Source organism: Dryocola clanedunensis, assembly GCF_038405435.1.
Lineage (GTDB): Bacteria > Pseudomonadota > Gammaproteobacteria > Enterobacterales > Enterobacteriaceae > Dryocola > Dryocola clanedunensis_A.
This window is the reverse complement of record NZ_JBBYHZ010000001.1, coordinates 113,009-128,725: the sequence shown is the minus strand read 5'-3', so window position 1 is coordinate 128,725 and position 15,717 is coordinate 113,009. Positions and strand designations below refer to the sequence as shown.

Sequence of the window (15,717 nt, the reverse complement as noted above, 5' to 3'; positions counted from 1 at the left end):
CTTTAGAAATTATCCATTAAATATCAGCAGGTTAATCAATCGTTTTTAATGTTATAGATTACCCGAAAAAGCGGTTAGTCATTTTGGTTATTTGTTATTTCCATCCCTTCTTTAATTGTTATTATCCGGCTGGTTACCCTTACCCTCATGAATGCTTTTTACCGTTGATTGTTATAAACGGACCTTTTGCTACTGGAACCCAATCAAGCATGACTACTCAGGCCCCACCGACCGCTTTGCTGCCGCTCACCCCGGAGCAACTGGCTCGCCTCCAGGCGGCAACAACAGACTTCTCGCAGACGCAGCTGGCCTGGTTATCAGGCTATTTCTGGGGGATGATTAATCAACAGCCGGGCGCGGTTGCGGCTCCGGCGGCACCTGCTGCGGAAGTGCCGGTTATCACTTTGATTTCCGCCTCCCAGACCGGCAACGCGCGCCGCGTCAGCGAACAGCTGCGTGACGACCTGCTGGCCGCGAAGCTTAACGTCAACCTGGTGAATGCTGGCGACTATAAATTCAAACAAATCGCCCAGGAAAAGCTGCTGGTTGTCGTGACCTCCACGCAGGGGGAAGGGGAGCCGCCGGAAGAAGCGGTGGCGCTGCATAAGTACCTGTTCTCCAAAAAAGCACCGAAGCTGACCGATACGGCCTTTGCCGTATTCAGCCTGGGCGACACCTCCTATGAATTCTTCTGTCAGTCCGGTAAAGACTTCGATTCGAAGCTTGCGGAGCTGGGCGGCCAGCGGCTGCTGGATCGCGTGGACACCGACGTTGAATTCCAGCCTGCCGCTCAGGAATGGCGCGCAAAAATCGTCGATATTCTGAAATCCCGCGTCCCTGCTGAAACGCCTGCGCAGGCCGCTGCCACGGCAACCGGCGTGGTCAACGAAGTCTTCTCCAGCCCGTACACCAAAGAAGCGCCGCTGACCGCAACGCTCGCGGTGAACCAGAAAATCACCGGGCGTGACTCTGACAAAGACGTGCGCCATCTCGAAATCGATCTTGGTGATTCCGGTCTTCGCTACCAGCCCGGCGACGCGCTCGGCGTCTGGTATCAGAACGACGCGGCCCTGGTGAAAGAGCTGGTTGAGCTACTCTGGCTGAAAGGCGATGAAACCGTCACCGTTGAGGGCAAAACCCTGCCGCTTAGCGAGGCGCTTGAGTGGCACTTTGAGCTGACCGTTAACACCGCGAACATCGTTGAGAAGTACGCGCAGCTTACCCGCAATGCCGCGCTGCTCGACCTGGTCGGCGACAAAACTAAGCTGCAGCACTTTGCCCAGTGCACGCCGATTGTCGACATGGTGCGCTATGCCCCGGCGGAGCTGACCGCAGACCAGCTGGTTGAGCTGCTGCGTCCGCTGACGCCGCGCCTGTACTCCATCGCCTCTTCACAGGCTGAGGCAGAAAGCGAAGTTCACATTACCGTTGGCGTAGTGCGCTACGACATCGAAGGTCGTGCCCGCACCGGCGGCGCCTCTGGCTTCCTGGCCGACCGCCTGGAAGAGGACGGCGAAGTGCGCGTGTTCATCGAACATAACGATAACTTCCGCCTGCCGGCCAACCCGGAAACGCCGGTGATCATGATCGGCCCCGGCACCGGCATTGCGCCGTTCCGCGCCTTCATGCAGCAGCGTGAAAACGACGGGGCGGGCGGCAAAAACTGGCTGTTCTTCGGCAACCCACACTTCACCGACGACTTCCTCTATCAGGTGGAGTGGCAGCGCTACGTGAAAGACGGCCTGCTGACCAATATCGACCTCGCCTGGTCCCGCGACCAGGAACACAAAATATACGTACAAGATAAACTGCGCGAAAAAGGCGCGGAGCTGTGGAGCTGGATTCAGGAAGGCGCCCACATTTACGTCTGCGGCGATGCCAATCGCATGGCGAAAGACGTTGAGCAGGTTTTACTGGAAGTGGTAGCCGAATTCGGTGGCATGGACACCGAGACGGCCGATGAATTTTTAAGTGAGCTGCGCGTTGAGCGCCGTTATCAGCGAGATGTCTACTAATGAGCGATAAACACCCGGGACCGTTAGTGGTCGAAGGAAAACTGGCTGACGCCGAGCGCCTGAAGCTGGAAAGCAATTTCCTGCGCGGTACCATCAAAGAAGATTTGCAGGATGGCCTGACCGGCGGCTTTAAGGGCGACAACTTCCTGCTGATCCGCTTCCACGGCATGTACCAGCAGGACGACCGTGACATCCGTGCCGAACGCGCCGAGCAGAAGCTGGAGCCGCGTCACGCCATGATGCTGCGCTGCCGTCTGCCCGGCGGCATCATCACCACCCAGCAGTGGCGCGCCATTGATAAGTTCGCCGAAGATAAAACCATCTACGGCAGCATCCGTCTGACTAACCGCCAGACGTTCCAGTTTCACGGCATTCTGAAAAAGAACGTGAAGCCCGCGCACGAGATGCTGCACGAAGTCGGGCTGGACGCGCTGGCGACCGCCAACGACGTAAACCGTAACGTGCTTTGCACCTCGAACCCGATTGAGTCCGAACTGCATCAGGAAGCCTACGAGTGGGCGAAAAAACTCTCTGAGCACCTGCTGCCGCGCACCCGCGCGTATGCTGAAATCTGGTGGGACAAAGAGAAAGTCGCGACCACCGACGAAGAGCCGATTCTGGGCGCGACCTATCTGCCGCGTAAGTTTAAAACCACGGTTGTGGTGCCGCCGCAGAACGATGTGGATCTGCATGCGAACGACATGAACTTCATCGCCATCGCCAAAGACGGCAAGCTGGTGGGCTTCAACCTGCTGGTAGGCGGCGGGCTGTCCATCGAGCATGGCAACAAAGCCACCTACGCCCGCACCGCGAGCGAGTTCGGCTACATCCCGCTGGAGCACACCCTTGCCGTTGCGGAAGCGGTGGTGACTACCCAGCGCGACTGGGGTAACCGTACCGACCGTAAAAATGCGAAAACCAAATATACCCTTGAGCGCGTCGGCGTTGACGTGTTTAAAGCGGAAGTTGAACGCCGTGCGGGCATTACCTTCGAGCCGATTCGTCCATACGAATTCACCGGCCGCGGCGACCGCATCGGCTGGGTTAAAGGCATCGATGATAAATGGCATCTGACGCTGTTTATCGAAAACGGCCGTATTCTGGACTACCCGGATCGTCCGCTGAAAACCGGCCTGCTGGAGATCGCGAAGATCCACAAAGGTGATTTCCGCCTGACGGCCAACCAGAACCTGATTGTGGCAGGCGTGCCGGAAAGCGAAAAGGCGAAAATCGAGAAGCTGGCGAAAGAAAGCGGCCTGATGCACGCGGTGAAACCGCAGCGTGAAAACTCCATGGCCTGCGTCGCCTTCCCGACCTGTCCGCTGGCGATGGCGGAAGCAGAACGCTTCCTGCCGCAGTTTGTGACTAAAGTTGAAGATGTGATGGAGAAGCACCACGTCGGCGAAGAGAACATCGTTCTGCGCGTAACCGGCTGCCCGAACGGCTGTGGCCGCGCAATGCTGGCGGAAATCGGCCTGGTGGGTAAAGCACCTGGCCGCTACAACCTGCACATCGGCGGTAACCGCATCGGCACGCGCATCCCGCGCATGTACCGCGAGAACATCACCGAGCCGGAAATTCTGGCTTCCATTGATGAGCTGGTGGGGCGCTGGGCGAAAGAGCGTGAAGGGGATGAAGGCTTCGGCGACTTCACCATCCGCGCCGGGATTATCCGTCCGGTGCTCGATCCTGCCCGGGATTTGTGGGATTAACATTCATCGGCGGGGGACGCTGCACTGGTTTTTTGTAGGGTGGATAAGCGGCAGCGTCATCCACCATGATTTTTGCCAATAAGCGAGGCACGTATGTCCGTACTCGATCTAAAAGCACTGAACGAACTGCCAAAAGTCGAACGCGTAATGGCGCTGGCCGAGGTAAATACCCAGCTTGAAAAGCTGACCGCGGAGCAGCGCGTCGGCTGGGCGCTGGAAAACCTGCCCGGCGAATTCGTGTTGTCCTCAAGCTTTGGTATTCAGGCGGCGGTGAGCCTGCATCTGGTTACCCAGCTGCGCCCGGATATTCCGGTGATCCTCACCGATACCGGCTATCTGTTCCCGGAAACCTACCAGTTTATCGACGAGCTGACGGACAAGCTGAAGCTGAACCTCAAGGTGTTTAGCGCAAAAGAAAGTGCGGCATGGCAGGAGGCACGCTACGGCAAGCTCTGGGAGCAGGGCGTTGAGGGCATAGAGAAATACAATGAGATCAACAAAGTCGAGCCGATGAACCGCGCCTTGCAGGAGTTGGGCGGCCAAACGTGGTTCGCAGGCCTGCGCCGCGAACAGTCCGGCAGCCGTGCGAATTTACCGGTGCTGGCGATTCAGCGCGGCGTGTTTAAAATCCTGCCAATTATCGACTGGGACAACCGCACTGTGTACCAGTACCTCACCGCGCACGGCCTGAAATACCATCCTCTGTGGGATCAGGGCTATCTGTCAGTTGGCGATACCCACACAACCCGCAAGTGGGAGCCGGGCATGGCAGAAGAAGAGACAAGATTCTTTGGCCTGAAGCGCGAGTGCGGGCTGCACGAAGGCTGATTCAGAGATAGTAAGGTGGGCGCTGACCCACCTTATTTTTTAAGACCTATTTCCCCGCCTTCGCCAGCTCCTTCACCAGCGGCAGCATGATACTGACGACGTCGCGGCTGCGTTTTTCTATGCGGCCCGGCAGCCATTTATCAAGGTGCTGCTGATTATCCAGCAGCGCGCTGTGCCAGCTTGACCCGTCCGGGAAGGCTTTATTTTTGGCCCGCTGCTGATAGCCATCTTTTTTGCCCAGCGACCAGTTAGTGGCTTCTACGGACAGCACGGGTATGCCTGCTTTGTCGAAAGGTTCGGCATCGTTGCAGCAGCCGGTTCCTTTTGGATACTGTTTATTGCGGCCCGGGTTGGTGGCGGCCTGAATACCCAGCTGACGGGCCAGCGTAATCGCACGGTCACGCGTTAGTTTGCGCACCGGCATCGGCGTTTTTATGCCGCTATTAAAATAGAGCCGGTCACCGGTCACGAGGCTGTCGAGATTGATCACAAGAAGAGTGTTTTTCCTCTCTTCTTCGCTCATGCGGCTGAGGATGTTTGCAGCCCCCAGTTCGCCGAGCTCCTCGCCGCTGGTGGCGATAAAGCGAATGCCGTAGCGCGTCGGAACCTTTGCCATACGTTGGGCCAGCTCCAGCATTACGCCGAGGCCGGAGGCGTTGTCGTCCACGCCCTGTAGCGTCAGGCCACCGAGATTATTATTGGTATCGGCATCGCTCAGCGGGATGAAGGTATCCAGGTGCGCCATAATAATAATCTGCTGCGGCTCTTTCCCCTCTCTCGCGGCAATCACCTGGCTTGCGCTGACGTGATGCCAGCTCTGATGGCCGTCTTTGGTGGTATAGAGATAGCGGGTCTTAAAGCGGCGAATATCGGCCTGGTAGCCATACTGTATGAACTGTTCCTGCAGATAATCGGCGGTAAGCATTTCGGCGGGGCTGCCGGTCATACGGCCTGGAAAAACGGTGGCTATATGGCGAGTCTGCGCTTCGGCAGTTTTACCCAGATGTGTCGTGGTGGCTTCGGCAGGCAGGGAGAAGCCCATCCCCAGCGCAAGAGAAACAGCCCAGAAGCGCTGCGCGGAAAACATAGTCGATCCTTTTTTATTATGCGTAATTTTTGCGTGGCTAGTATGAAACTGTGACCTGCGTTAAACAATTCCAAATCGTCCTAAAGCCCCGTTAAACCTCCCGTTAAGCACATTTTGTAATTTAGTTTTCCAGGGCGTTATTCCTTTGTGGAACTACTCATTCCAATTCGTAATTTCATATCAAATAACCCTGCGTCTTATAGTCCCTGTAATTTCATGCAAACGGTCGGGCTATGACCCGTCGTGCTAATCGCAGCTTTAAGGGAAGGTTATGGACCAAAAACGACTCACTCACCTGCGGCAACTGGAGGCAGAAAGCATCCATATTATCCGCGAGGTCGCTGCCGAATTTTCCAATCCGGTAATGATGTATTCAATCGGCAAAGATTCGTCGGTGATGTTGCATCTGGCGCGTAAGGCCTTTTATCCGGGCACGCTGCCTTTCCCGCTGCTGCACGTGGATACCGGCTGGAAATTCCGTGAGATGTACGAGTTCCGCGACCGTACCGCGAAGGCCTACGGCTGCGAGCTTCTGGTGCATAAAAATCCCGAAGGCGTGGCGATGGGCATCAACCCTTTCGTGCACGGCAGCGCCAAGCACACCGATATCATGAAAACCGAAGGGCTGAAGCAGGCGCTGAATAAATACGGTTTCGATGCGGCCTTTGGCGGCGCGCGTCGCGACGAAGAGAAATCCCGCGCCAAAGAACGTATCTACTCGTTCCGCGACCGTTTCCACCGCTGGGACCCGAAAAACCAGCGCCCGGAACTGTGGCATAACTACAACGGGCAGATAAACAAAGGCGAAAGCATTCGCGTGTTCCCGCTCTCCAACTGGACGGAGCTGGATATCTGGCAGTACATCTACCTGGAAAATATCGACATTGTTCCGCTCTACCTGGCAGCGCCGCGTCCCGTACTGGAGCGTGACGGCATGCTGATGATGATTGACGATGACCGTATCGACCTGCAGCCGGGCGAAGTCATCAAGCAGAAAATGGTGCGCTTCCGTACCCTCGGCTGCTGGCCGCTCACCGGCGCGGTTGAGTCCAGCGCTCAGACGCTGCCGGAGATCATCGAAGAGATGCTGGTTTCCACCACCAGTGAACGCCAGGGCCGCATGATTGACCGCGACCAGGCCGGCTCCATGGAGCTGAAGAAACGCCAGGGTTATTTCTAAGGAGCCGCCAGATGAACAGCACCATTGCACAACAAATTGCCGAAGAGGGTGGCGTAGAAGCCTATCTGCACGCTCAGCAACACAAAAGCCTGCTGCGCTTCCTGACCTGCGGCAGCGTGGATGACGGGAAGAGCACGCTGATTGGACGACTGCTGCACGACACGCGTCAGATCTACGAAGATCAGCTCTCCTCGCTGCAAACCGACAGCAAGCGCCACGGCACCCAGGGCGAGAAGCTCGATCTGGCGCTGCTGGTAGATGGCCTACAGGCCGAACGCGAGCAGGGCATTACCATCGACGTGGCCTATCGCTATTTCTCTACCGAGAAGCGCAAATTTATTATCGCCGATACGCCGGGACACGAGCAGTACACCCGCAACATGGCTACGGGTGCTTCCACCTGCGAGCTGGCGATTCTGCTGATCGACGCGCGTAAAAGCGTGCTGGATCAGACCCGCCGCCACAGCTTTATCTCCACGTTATTGGGGATCAAACACCTGGTGGTAGCCGTCAATAAAATGGATCTGGTTGAGTTCAGCGAAGAGACGTTTGAGCAGATTAAGCAGGACTACCTGACGTTTGCCGAACAGCTGCCGTCTGACCTGGATATCCGCTTCGTGCCGCTGTCCGCGCTGGAAGGCGACAACGTTGCGACGCAAAGCGCAAATATGCCGTGGTACACCGGGCCTACGCTTCTTGAACTGCTGGAAACGGTCGAGGTTAAGCGCATCGTTGATCAGCAGCCAATGCGCTTCCCGGTACAGTATGTAAACCGCCCGAATCTGGATTTCCGTGGCTATGCCGGTACTCTCGCTTCCGGCGTGGTGAAGGTCGGGCAGCGCGTGAAAGTTTTACCGTCCGGCGTTGAGTCCTCCATTGCGCGAATCGTAACGTTTGATGGAGATTTGCAACAAGCTGCTGCCGGGGAGGCGATCACCCTGGTGCTGAAAGACGAAATCGACATCAGCCGCGGCGACCTGCTGGTGGATGCAGGCGACTCGCTGCCAGCCGTGCAAACCGCGAAGGTTGATGTGGTCTGGATGGCAGAGCAGGCGCTGGTGCCGGGCCAGAGCTACGACATTAAAATCGCTGGCAAAAAGACCCGCGCCCGCGTGGATAACATCCACTACCAGGTAGAGATTAACTCCCTGACCCAGCGCGTGGTGGAAAGCCTGCCGCTTAACGGTATCGGCCTTGTGGATTTAACCTTCGACGAGCCGTTAGTGCTGGATAAATATCAGGAAAACCCGGTTACCGGCGGGCTTATCTTTATCGATCGCCTGACTAACGTCACCGTAGGCGCGGGTATGGTCCGTGAGCCGCAGGAAGAGGTATATCAGGAACCTTCTGCATTCAGCGCCTTTGAGCTGGAGCTGAACGCGCTGGTGCGTCGTCATTTCCCACACTGGGGCGCGCGTGATTTGCTGGGAGGCAAGTAATGGCAGAGCACGACGATAACGTCGTCTGGCATGCCCATCCTGTGACTCAGGAGCAGCGTGAGCGGCTTCATCAGCATCGCGGGGCGGTGCTGTGGTTCACCGGGCTATCCGGCTCCGGTAAATCCACCGTCGCCGGTGCGCTTGAGGAAGCGCTGCACAAGCTGGGCGTCAGCACCTATCTGCTTGACGGCGACAACGTGCGCCACGGGCTGTGCCGTGATTTGGGGTTCAGCGACGCCGATCGCAAAGAGAATATTCGCCGGGTAGGTGAAGTCGCTAAACTGATGGTAGATGCCGGGCTGGTGGTGCTGACGGCCTTTATCTCACCTCATCGTGCAGAGCGGCAGATGGTGCGCGAGCTTATCGGGGAAGGGCGGTTTATCGAAGTGTTTGTTGATACCCCGCTTGAGATCTGCGAAGCGCGCGATCCTAAAGGACTGTATAAAAAAGCCCGGGCCGGCGAGCTGCGAAATTTCACCGGGATTGATTCATTGTATGAATCTCCGAGCGAGCCGGAAATTTACTTAGACGGCGAACAATTGGTAACAAATTTGATTGCGCAATTGTTAGACCTGCTGCGTCGTGACGATATTATCAAAGCCTAATGAGAGTGCCTGGCGCATCACTGCGTCCGGCCAGCCAGGCCACCGGATTCGTTATGCGCAACAGCTCGAACATTGTTATTTCACAGACTGAACCTGGACCGTCAGCCGAAGAAACCACCTGGTCACTGCCAGGGGCTTTCATCGGCTTTTTGTCGTGGCTGCTCGCGCTTGGCATTCCATTTCTGATGTACGGCCCTAACACCCTGTTTTTCTTCCTTTATACCTGGCCTTTCTTCCTTGCGCTAATGCCCGTTGCCGTCGTGGTGGGCATAGCGCTGCATTCGCTGCTTAGCGGCAAGCTCGTTTACAGCTGCCCTGCCACGGTCATCACCGTAGGGCTGATGTTCGGCGTTTTATTCATGTGGCTGATGGGTTGAGCCTGGCCGACGAAAATGCCGCGATTTAAGCTAAACCTCCTGCAAGCGCGCATGTCGGCGCGATCTGTGATAAATTCTGCCGCAAATTTGTCGACTCACTTTGTGCCCGCGACCCTGTTGGGGTTACAAGTGGAGTCAGACACGCAGTTGTGGAATGGGTGTGCCGTTTTTCAGGGGGCAGGATGGGTAAACTAACGCTGCTGTTGCTGGCCTTGCTGGTCTGGCTGCAGTATTCGCTGTGGTTCGGTAAAAATGGCGTGCATGATTATACGCGAGTCAACGAAGACGTGGCTGCTCAGCAGGCGACTAACGCCAAACTGAAGGCGCGTAACGATCAGCTGTTTGCTGAAATTGACGATCTTAACGGCGGCCAGGAGGCCATCGAAGAGCGCGCGCGCAACGAACTGAGCATGACTAAGCCTGGTGAAACCTTCTACCGCCTGGTGCCGGACACCTCTAAGCGCGCCGGCAACAATGCCGCGCAGAACAATCGATAAACAAGCGTAAGTGATTCTCATGGCAGACTCCTCACGGGACGTAATTGCCGTGGTGCCGGCCGCCGGAATCGGCAGCCGTATGCAAACGGAATGTCCAAAGCAATATCTGCACATCGGCAATAAAACCATTCTTGAACATGCGGTCGCGAGCCTGCTGGCAAATCCGCGTGTCTGCCATGTCGTCATTGCCATCAGCCCTACAGACACCTGGTTCACCGCTTTGCCGCTGGCAGCCGATCCCCGTATTACCGTGGTGAACGGAGGAGGGCAGCGCGCCGATTCCGTGCTGGCTGGCCTTCAGGCCGCAGGGCAGGCTGAATGGGTGCTGGTGCACGATGCCGCACGTCCCTGTCTGCATCAGGATGACCTGGCGCGCCTGTTGGCCATTACTGAAACCAGCAAGGTTGGCGGTATTCTTGCGGCTCCGGTGCGCGACACGATGAAGCGCGGTGAGCCAGGCAAGCCCCTTATCGCCCATACCGTCGAGCGTGAAGACCTCTGGCACGCGCTGACGCCGCAGCTTTTCCCGCTTGAGCTATTGCGAAGCTGCCTGCTGCGCGCGCTGAACGAGGGAGCGACGATCACCGATGAAGCCTCGGCCCTTGAATACTGCGGCTTCCATCCCGAATTAATTAGCGCCCGCGCCGATAATATAAAAGTGACGCGCCCGGAAGATCTGCGGCTCGCAGAGTTTTACCTCACGCGGTTAACCCAAACGGAGAATATTTAATGCGTATCGGACATGGTTTTGACGTACACGCTTTTGGCGGCGAAGGCCCGATTATCATTGGCGGCGTTCGCGTGCCTTTCGAAAAAGGGTTGCTGGCCCATTCTGACGGCGACGTTGCACTCCATGCGCTGACCGATGCGCTGCTTGGCGCCGCCGCGCTGGGCGATATCGGCAAGCTGTTCCCGGATACTGACGCCGCCTACAAGGGCGCGGACAGCCGCGAGCTGCTGCGCGAAGCCTGGCGTCGTATTCAGGCTAAGGGCTACACCCTGGGCAACGTCGATGTCACCATTATTGCTCAGGCGCCGAAAATGGCACCGCACATCCCCCAGATGCGCGTGTTTATCGCCGAGGATCTCGGCTGCCACATGGATGACGTTAACGTTAAAGCTACCACCACCGAAAAGCTTGGTTTTACCGGGCGCGGTGAAGGCATTGCCTGTGAGGCGGTCGCGCTGCTGCATAAGGCTCGCCCGTAATGGATATGCAAAATCTCACCTGGCTGCATGGCAAGCCGGAAGGGACGGGGCTTATCAAAGCCAGCCCCGAGGATTTCATGGTTACCGAGGATCTGGGGTTTGGCCCGGACGGCGACGGCGAGCACCTGCTGCTGCGCATCCTGAAAAAGGGCTGTAACACCCGCTTTGTGGCCGACGCGCTGGCGAAATTCCTCAAGGTTCACGCTCGCGAAGTCAGCTTCGCCGGGCAGAAAGATAAGCATGCCGTCACCGAACAGTGGTTCTGCGTGCGTCTGCCGGGCAAAGAGATGCCTGACATGAGCGCATTTGAGCTGGAAGGGTGTGAAGTGCTGGAGTACGCACGCCACCGCCGCAAGCTGCGCCTTGGGGCGCTGAAGGGGAATAACTTCACCCTTGTGCTGCGTGAGGTCAGTCATCGCGAAGAGCTGGAAGCGCGGCTGAATCTTATTCTGCGCGACGGCGTGCCGAACTACTTTGGCAGCCAGCGTTTTGGCATCGGCGGTAATAACCTGAACCAGGCCCGCCGCTGGGCGCAGACTAACGCTCCGCTGCGCGATCGCAATAAACGCAGTTTTTATTTGTCAGCGGCCCGTAGCGCGTTGTTTAATCAGATTGTTAGCCTTAGACTGAAAAAACCAGACTTTAATCAAGTTGTTGATGGCGATGCGCTACAATTGGCAGGACGCGGCAGCTGGTTTGTTGCCACTGCCGAAGAACTCCCGGTATTACAACCTCGCGTTGACGGCGGCGAACTGCTGATTACGGCACCGCTGCCGGGCGATGGCGCGTGGGGGACGCTCAATGAAGCGCTGGCCTTCGAGCAGCAAAGCGTTGAGCAGGAAACCGATCTACAGGCATTGTTGGTGCGCGAGCGAGTCGAAGCCGCACGACGTGCCATGCTGGTTAAACCAGAAGAATTACGCTGGAGCTGGTGGGATGATGTGACGGTTGAGGTCAGCTTCTGGCTGCCTGCCGGCAGCTTCGCCACCAGTGTTGTAAGGGAACTGATGAACACGCCGGGTGACTATGCGAATATTGCTGAGTAACGATGACGGGATCCATGCGCCGGGCATTCAGGCGCTGGCGAAAGCCTTGCGGGAATTTGCCGAGGTGCAGGTCGTGGCCCCGGACCGTAATCGCAGTGGCGCATCAAACTCACTGACGCTTGAATCCTCACTGCGCACTTTTACGCTGGCTAACGGCGACATTTCCGTCCAGATGGGCACGCCGACGGACTGCGTCTATCTTGGCGTGAACGCGCTGATGCGCCCTCGTCCTGACGTGGTGGTCGCCGGTATTAATGCCGGGCCAAACCTGGGCGACGACGTTATTTATAGCGGCACCGTCGCCGCGGCCATGGAAGGTCGTCATTTAGGTTTTCCCGCGCTTGCCGTCTCATTAAATGGTTATCAGCACTACGATACGGCCGCTGCCGTCACCTGTTCAATTTTGCGAGCTTTATCGCGCGAACCCCTGCGCACCGGCCGTATTCTTAACATCAACGTGCCTGATTTACCCCTCGACGAAATTAAGGGTATTCGCGTCACGCGCTGCGGCAGCCGCCATCCGGCAGATAAAGTCATCCCGCAGGAAGATCCTCGCGGTAATACGCTCTACTGGATTGGTCCGCCGGGAGACAAGTACGATGCGGGTCCGGACACGGATTTCGCCGCCGTTGATGAGGGGTATGTTTCTGTCACTCCGCTACATGTGGATTTAACCGCCCACAGCGCCCATGACGTTGTGAGCAGCTGGCTAAGCAAAGCGGGAGTCGCCGGGGAATGGTAAGCAAACGCGTACAAGACCTTCTCACTCAGCTTCGTGCTCAGGGCATTCAGGACGACAAAGTCCTGGATGCGATTGCGCTGGTGCCGCGGGAAAAATTTGTCGACGAAGCGTTTGAGCACAAAGCCTGGGAAAACACGGCGCTGCCGATTGGCTCAGGCCAGACCATTTCGCAGCCGTACATGGTTGCCCGCATGACCGAACTGCTTGAGCTGACGCCGGAATCCCGGGTGCTGGAAATCGGCACCGGCTCGGGGTATCAAACCGCGATTCTTGCCCATCTTGTCCATCACGTGTGTTCCGTTGAGCGAATCAAAGGGCTGCAATGGCACGCACGGCGTCGTCTGAAACAGCTGGATCTGCATAATATTTCTACCCGCCACGGTGATGGCTGGCAAGGCTGGCATGCGCGCGCGCCATTTGACGCTATCATTGTTACGGCAGCGCCGCCTGAGATCCCTTCGGCTTTGTTATCACAGCTGGACGAGGGCGGAATACTGGTTCTGCCGGTAGGCGAAGATCGGCAGTTTTTAAAACGCGTTCGTCGCCACGGTGGCGAATTTATTATTGATACGGTAGAAGCCGTTCGTTTTGTACCCTTAGTGAAGGGCGAGCTGGCATAACCTGGATATTTCTTGTTTTTTTACCAGAGCTTTAGCGTAACGTTGCAGGGTTAAACCTATCGTATTTTCATAAGCATGTAGTGGTTTCATTTTTTGGGGGATTTATGAGCGCGGGAAGCCCGACTTTTACTCTACGTCGCATTGCGGCGCTATCGCTGGTTAGCCTGTGGCTGGCTGGTTGTAGCAATAGCACGACTCAGGCACCAATTAGCTCTGTCGGTGGCAGCAGTAGCGCAGGGAGCAGCACCGCTGACGGTGCGCAGGTAGCCCAGCCTCCGCAGATGTCTGCGCCAGCGCCGACCCCTCAAGTTCAGCCGGTTCAGCAGCCGGCGATACAGCCCGTACAGACTCAGCCAGTACAGCAGGCCCAGCCGGTTCAAAGCCAGCCGGTGGTCCAGTCTCAACCTGTACAAACGGAAAACGGGCGTATCGTTTATAACCGCAAGTATGGGAATATTCCGAAAGGCAGCTATGCCGGAGGCAGCACCTATACGGTGAAACGCGGGGATACATTGTTCTACATTGCGTGGATCACCGGCAACGATTTCCGTGACCTCGCGCAACGTAACAACGTCGCGGCCCCGTATGGTCTGGAGGTGGGTCAGACGCTGCAAGTTGGCAGCGCATCCGGCACGCCAATTACCGGCGGAAATGCCGTCACCCAGGCTGACGCAACTGCTCAAGGCGTGAACAATCCGGCTGCGCAAAACTCAACCGCAGTGGTTGCTTCTACACCGACAATTACGTATTCTGAGGACTCAGGTGAACAGAGTGCTAACAAAATGTTGCCGAATAATAAGCCCGCTGCGACAGCCGTCACAGCACCGGCTACGGCACCTGTGGTTAGCTCTACAACTACCGCACCCACTGCCAGCAGCACGTCCGACAGCGCGCCAATCTCGACCTGGCGCTGGCCGACTGATGGCAAGGTTATCGAGAACTTCTCTGCCACTGAGGGTGGCAATAAAGGGATCGATATCGCCGGCAGTAAAGGACAGGCTATCATCGCGACCGCTTCAGGCCGCGTAGTATATGCCGGTAACGCACTGCGTGGTTACGGTAATCTGATCATCATTAAACACAATGATGATTACCTGAGTGCCTACGCCCATAACGATACGATGCTGGTCCGGGAACAACAAGAAATCACGGCGGGGCAGAAGATAGCTACCATGGGTAGCACCGGAACCAGTTCAACAAGATTGCATTTTGAAATTCGTTACAAGGGGAAATCCGTCAACCCGCTGCGTTATTTACCGCAGCGATAAGCCGGCAAAGCACTCCACATAAGTGCTTTGCCCAGGGATCACGGGTAGGAGCCACCTTATGAGTCAGAATACGCTGAAAGTTAATGAGTTAACCGAAGACGCGGAATTTGATGAGAACGGAGTTGAGGCTTTTGATGAAAAAGCCCTTGTAGAAGAGGAGCCCAGTGATAACGACATTGCCGAAGAGGAGCTGTTGTCACAGGGCGCCACGCAGCGTGTATTAGATGCGACTCAGCTTTATCTTGGGGAGATTGGCTATTCCCCATTACTGACCGCCGAAGAAGAAGTTTACTTTGCTCGCCGCGCGCTGCGTGGTGATGTTGCCTCCCGCCGTCGCATGATCGAAAGTAACCTGCGTCTGGTGGTTAAGATTGCCCGTCGTTACAGCAATCGTGGTCTGGCGCTGCTGGATCTGATTGAAGAGGGGAATCTGGGGCTGATTCGTGCGGTAGAGAAGTTTGACCCTGAGCGTGGGTTCCGCTTCTCAACCTATGCAACATGGTGGATTCGTCAGACCATCGAACGGGCAATCATGAACCAAACCCGTACGATTCGCCTGCCAATTCACATCGTGAAAGAGCTGAACGTTTATCTGCGTACCGCTCGTGAACTCTCCCACAAGCTCGACCATGAGCCGAGTGCGGAAGAGATTGCAGAGCAGCTGGATAAACCCGTTGATGACGTCAGCCGTATGCTGCGTCTTAACGAACGCATTACCTCAGTAGACACCCCGCTGGGCGGTGACTCTGAGAAAGCGCTGTTAGACATTCTGGCAGACGAAAAAGACAACGGACCTGAAGACACCACGCAAGACGATGATATGAAGCAAAGCATCGTGAAGTGGCTGTTTGAACTGAACGCTAAGCAGCGTGAAGTGCTGGCTCGTCGCTTTGGTCTGTTAGGCTATGAAGCTGCAACACTGGAAGATGTAGGTCGTGAAATCGGCCTGACTCGTGAACGTGTTCGTCAGATTCAGGTTGAAGGCCTGCGTCGTCTGCGTGAAATTCTGCAGACTCAGGGGCTGAATATCGAAGCGCTGTTCCGCGAATAAAGACTCTTCAAATAAAAAAGCGGTGACTGATGTCACCGCTT

The 15,717-nt window shown here is 56.5% G+C and carries 16 protein-coding genes; 15 read left to right on the top strand and 1 reads right to left on the bottom strand.

What is annotated here, in order from left to right:
- Window positions 1-209 precede the first annotated feature (209 nt).
- The 3 genes from cysJ to cysH all read left to right on the top strand — a co-directional run bounded on the left by cysJ (window position 210) and on the right by cysH (window position 4,555).
- Entirely contained in the window at window positions 210-2,015 is a 1,806-nt protein-coding gene (gene cysJ, locus AAE045_RS00590; RefSeq protein WP_455546035.1) for an NADPH-dependent assimilatory sulfite reductase flavoprotein subunit, read from the top strand.
- Window positions 2,015-3,727 carry an assimilatory sulfite reductase (NADPH) hemoprotein subunit gene (gene cysI / locus AAE045_RS00585; RefSeq protein WP_455546034.1) on the top strand — a complete coding sequence of 571 codons (1,713 nt, stop codon included), beginning with the start codon at window positions 2,015-2,017 and terminating at the stop codon, window positions 3,725-3,727. The genes cysJ and cysI overlap by 1 nt, the downstream gene beginning before the upstream one ends.
- A gap of 93 nt (window positions 3,728-3,820) precedes the next feature.
- Complete coding sequence (gene cysH, locus AAE045_RS00580) at window positions 3,821-4,555, top strand: adenylyl/phosphoadenylyl-sulfate reductase (RefSeq protein WP_455425545.1); 735 nt, start codon at window positions 3,821-3,823, stop codon at window positions 4,553-4,555.
- Between the two features lie 46 nt (window positions 4,556-4,601).
- Here the strand turns inward: cysH and AAE045_RS00575 are convergent, their stop codons facing one another.
- Window positions 4,602-5,642, bottom strand: a complete 1,041-nt coding sequence (locus AAE045_RS00575) for an aminopeptidase (protein ID WP_455546033.1) — start codon at window positions 5,640-5,642, stop codon at window positions 4,602-4,604.
- Between the two features lie 271 nt (window positions 5,643-5,913).
- On the opposite strand from AAE045_RS00575, the gene cysD reads away from it, so the two are divergent.
- The 12 genes from cysD (at window position 5,914) to rpoS (ending at window position 15,676) form a co-directional block, all read left to right on the top strand.
- A complete protein-coding gene (gene cysD / locus AAE045_RS00570) occupies window positions 5,914-6,822 on the top strand; it encodes a sulfate adenylyltransferase subunit CysD (RefSeq protein ID WP_455546032.1) in 909 nt (302 codons plus the stop codon).
- 11 nt (window positions 6,823-6,833) lie between these two features.
- A complete protein-coding gene (cysN, locus tag AAE045_RS00565) occupies window positions 6,834-8,261 on the top strand; it encodes a sulfate adenylyltransferase subunit CysN (protein ID WP_455546031.1) in 1,428 nt (475 codons plus the stop codon).
- On the top strand, window positions 8,261-8,866 hold the full coding sequence (cysC, locus tag AAE045_RS00560; RefSeq protein ID WP_455546030.1) for an adenylyl-sulfate kinase: 606 nt from the start codon (window positions 8,261-8,263) through the stop codon (window positions 8,864-8,866). Before cysN ends, cysC begins: the two co-directional genes overlap by 1 nt.
- 53 nt (window positions 8,867-8,919) lie before the next feature.
- Window positions 8,920-9,243 carry a DUF3561 family protein gene (locus AAE045_RS00555; RefSeq protein ID WP_455546029.1) on the top strand — a complete coding sequence of 108 codons (324 nt, stop codon included), beginning with the start codon at window positions 8,920-8,922 and terminating at the stop codon, window positions 9,241-9,243.
- Between the two features lie 182 nt (window positions 9,244-9,425).
- Complete coding sequence (gene ftsB, locus AAE045_RS00550; protein ID WP_167612559.1) at window positions 9,426-9,740, top strand: cell division protein FtsB; 315 nt, start codon at window positions 9,426-9,428, stop codon at window positions 9,738-9,740.
- 19 nt (window positions 9,741-9,759) lie between these two features.
- Window positions 9,760-10,470: a 2-C-methyl-D-erythritol 4-phosphate cytidylyltransferase gene (ispD, locus tag AAE045_RS00545; protein WP_455546028.1), complete on the top strand. Its 711-nt coding sequence runs from the start codon at window positions 9,760-9,762 to the stop codon at window positions 10,468-10,470.
- Entirely contained in the window at window positions 10,470-10,949 is a 480-nt protein-coding gene (gene ispF, locus AAE045_RS00540; RefSeq protein WP_455425538.1) for a 2-C-methyl-D-erythritol 2,4-cyclodiphosphate synthase, read from the top strand. The genes ispD and ispF overlap by 1 nt, the downstream gene beginning before the upstream one ends.
- The gene (gene truD / locus AAE045_RS00535; protein ID WP_455546027.1) at window positions 10,949-11,995 is read left to right on the top strand and encodes a tRNA pseudouridine(13) synthase TruD; all 1,047 of its coding nucleotides are present in this window, start codon (window positions 10,949-10,951) and stop codon (window positions 11,993-11,995) included. Before ispF ends, truD begins: the two co-directional genes overlap by 1 nt.
- Window positions 11,976-12,737 carry a 5'/3'-nucleotidase SurE gene (gene surE / locus AAE045_RS00530; RefSeq protein ID WP_455546026.1) on the top strand — a complete coding sequence of 254 codons (762 nt, stop codon included), beginning with the start codon at window positions 11,976-11,978 and terminating at the stop codon, window positions 12,735-12,737. Before truD ends, surE begins: the two co-directional genes overlap by 20 nt.
- Entirely contained in the window at window positions 12,731-13,357 is a 627-nt protein-coding gene (locus AAE045_RS00525) for a protein-L-isoaspartate(D-aspartate) O-methyltransferase (RefSeq protein WP_455546025.1), read from the top strand. The genes surE and AAE045_RS00525 overlap by 7 nt, the downstream gene beginning before the upstream one ends.
- Before the next feature lie 104 nt (window positions 13,358-13,461).
- Window positions 13,462-14,625, top strand: a complete 1,164-nt coding sequence (gene nlpD / locus AAE045_RS00520) for a murein hydrolase activator NlpD (RefSeq protein ID WP_455546024.1) — start codon at window positions 13,462-13,464, stop codon at window positions 14,623-14,625.
- A 58-nt stretch (window positions 14,626-14,683) separates the two neighbouring features.
- Window positions 14,684-15,676, top strand: coding sequence for an RNA polymerase sigma factor RpoS (gene rpoS / locus AAE045_RS00515; RefSeq protein ID WP_121264162.1), 993 nt, complete (start codon window positions 14,684-14,686; stop codon window positions 15,674-15,676).
- Window positions 15,677-15,717: the final 41 nt, after the last annotated feature.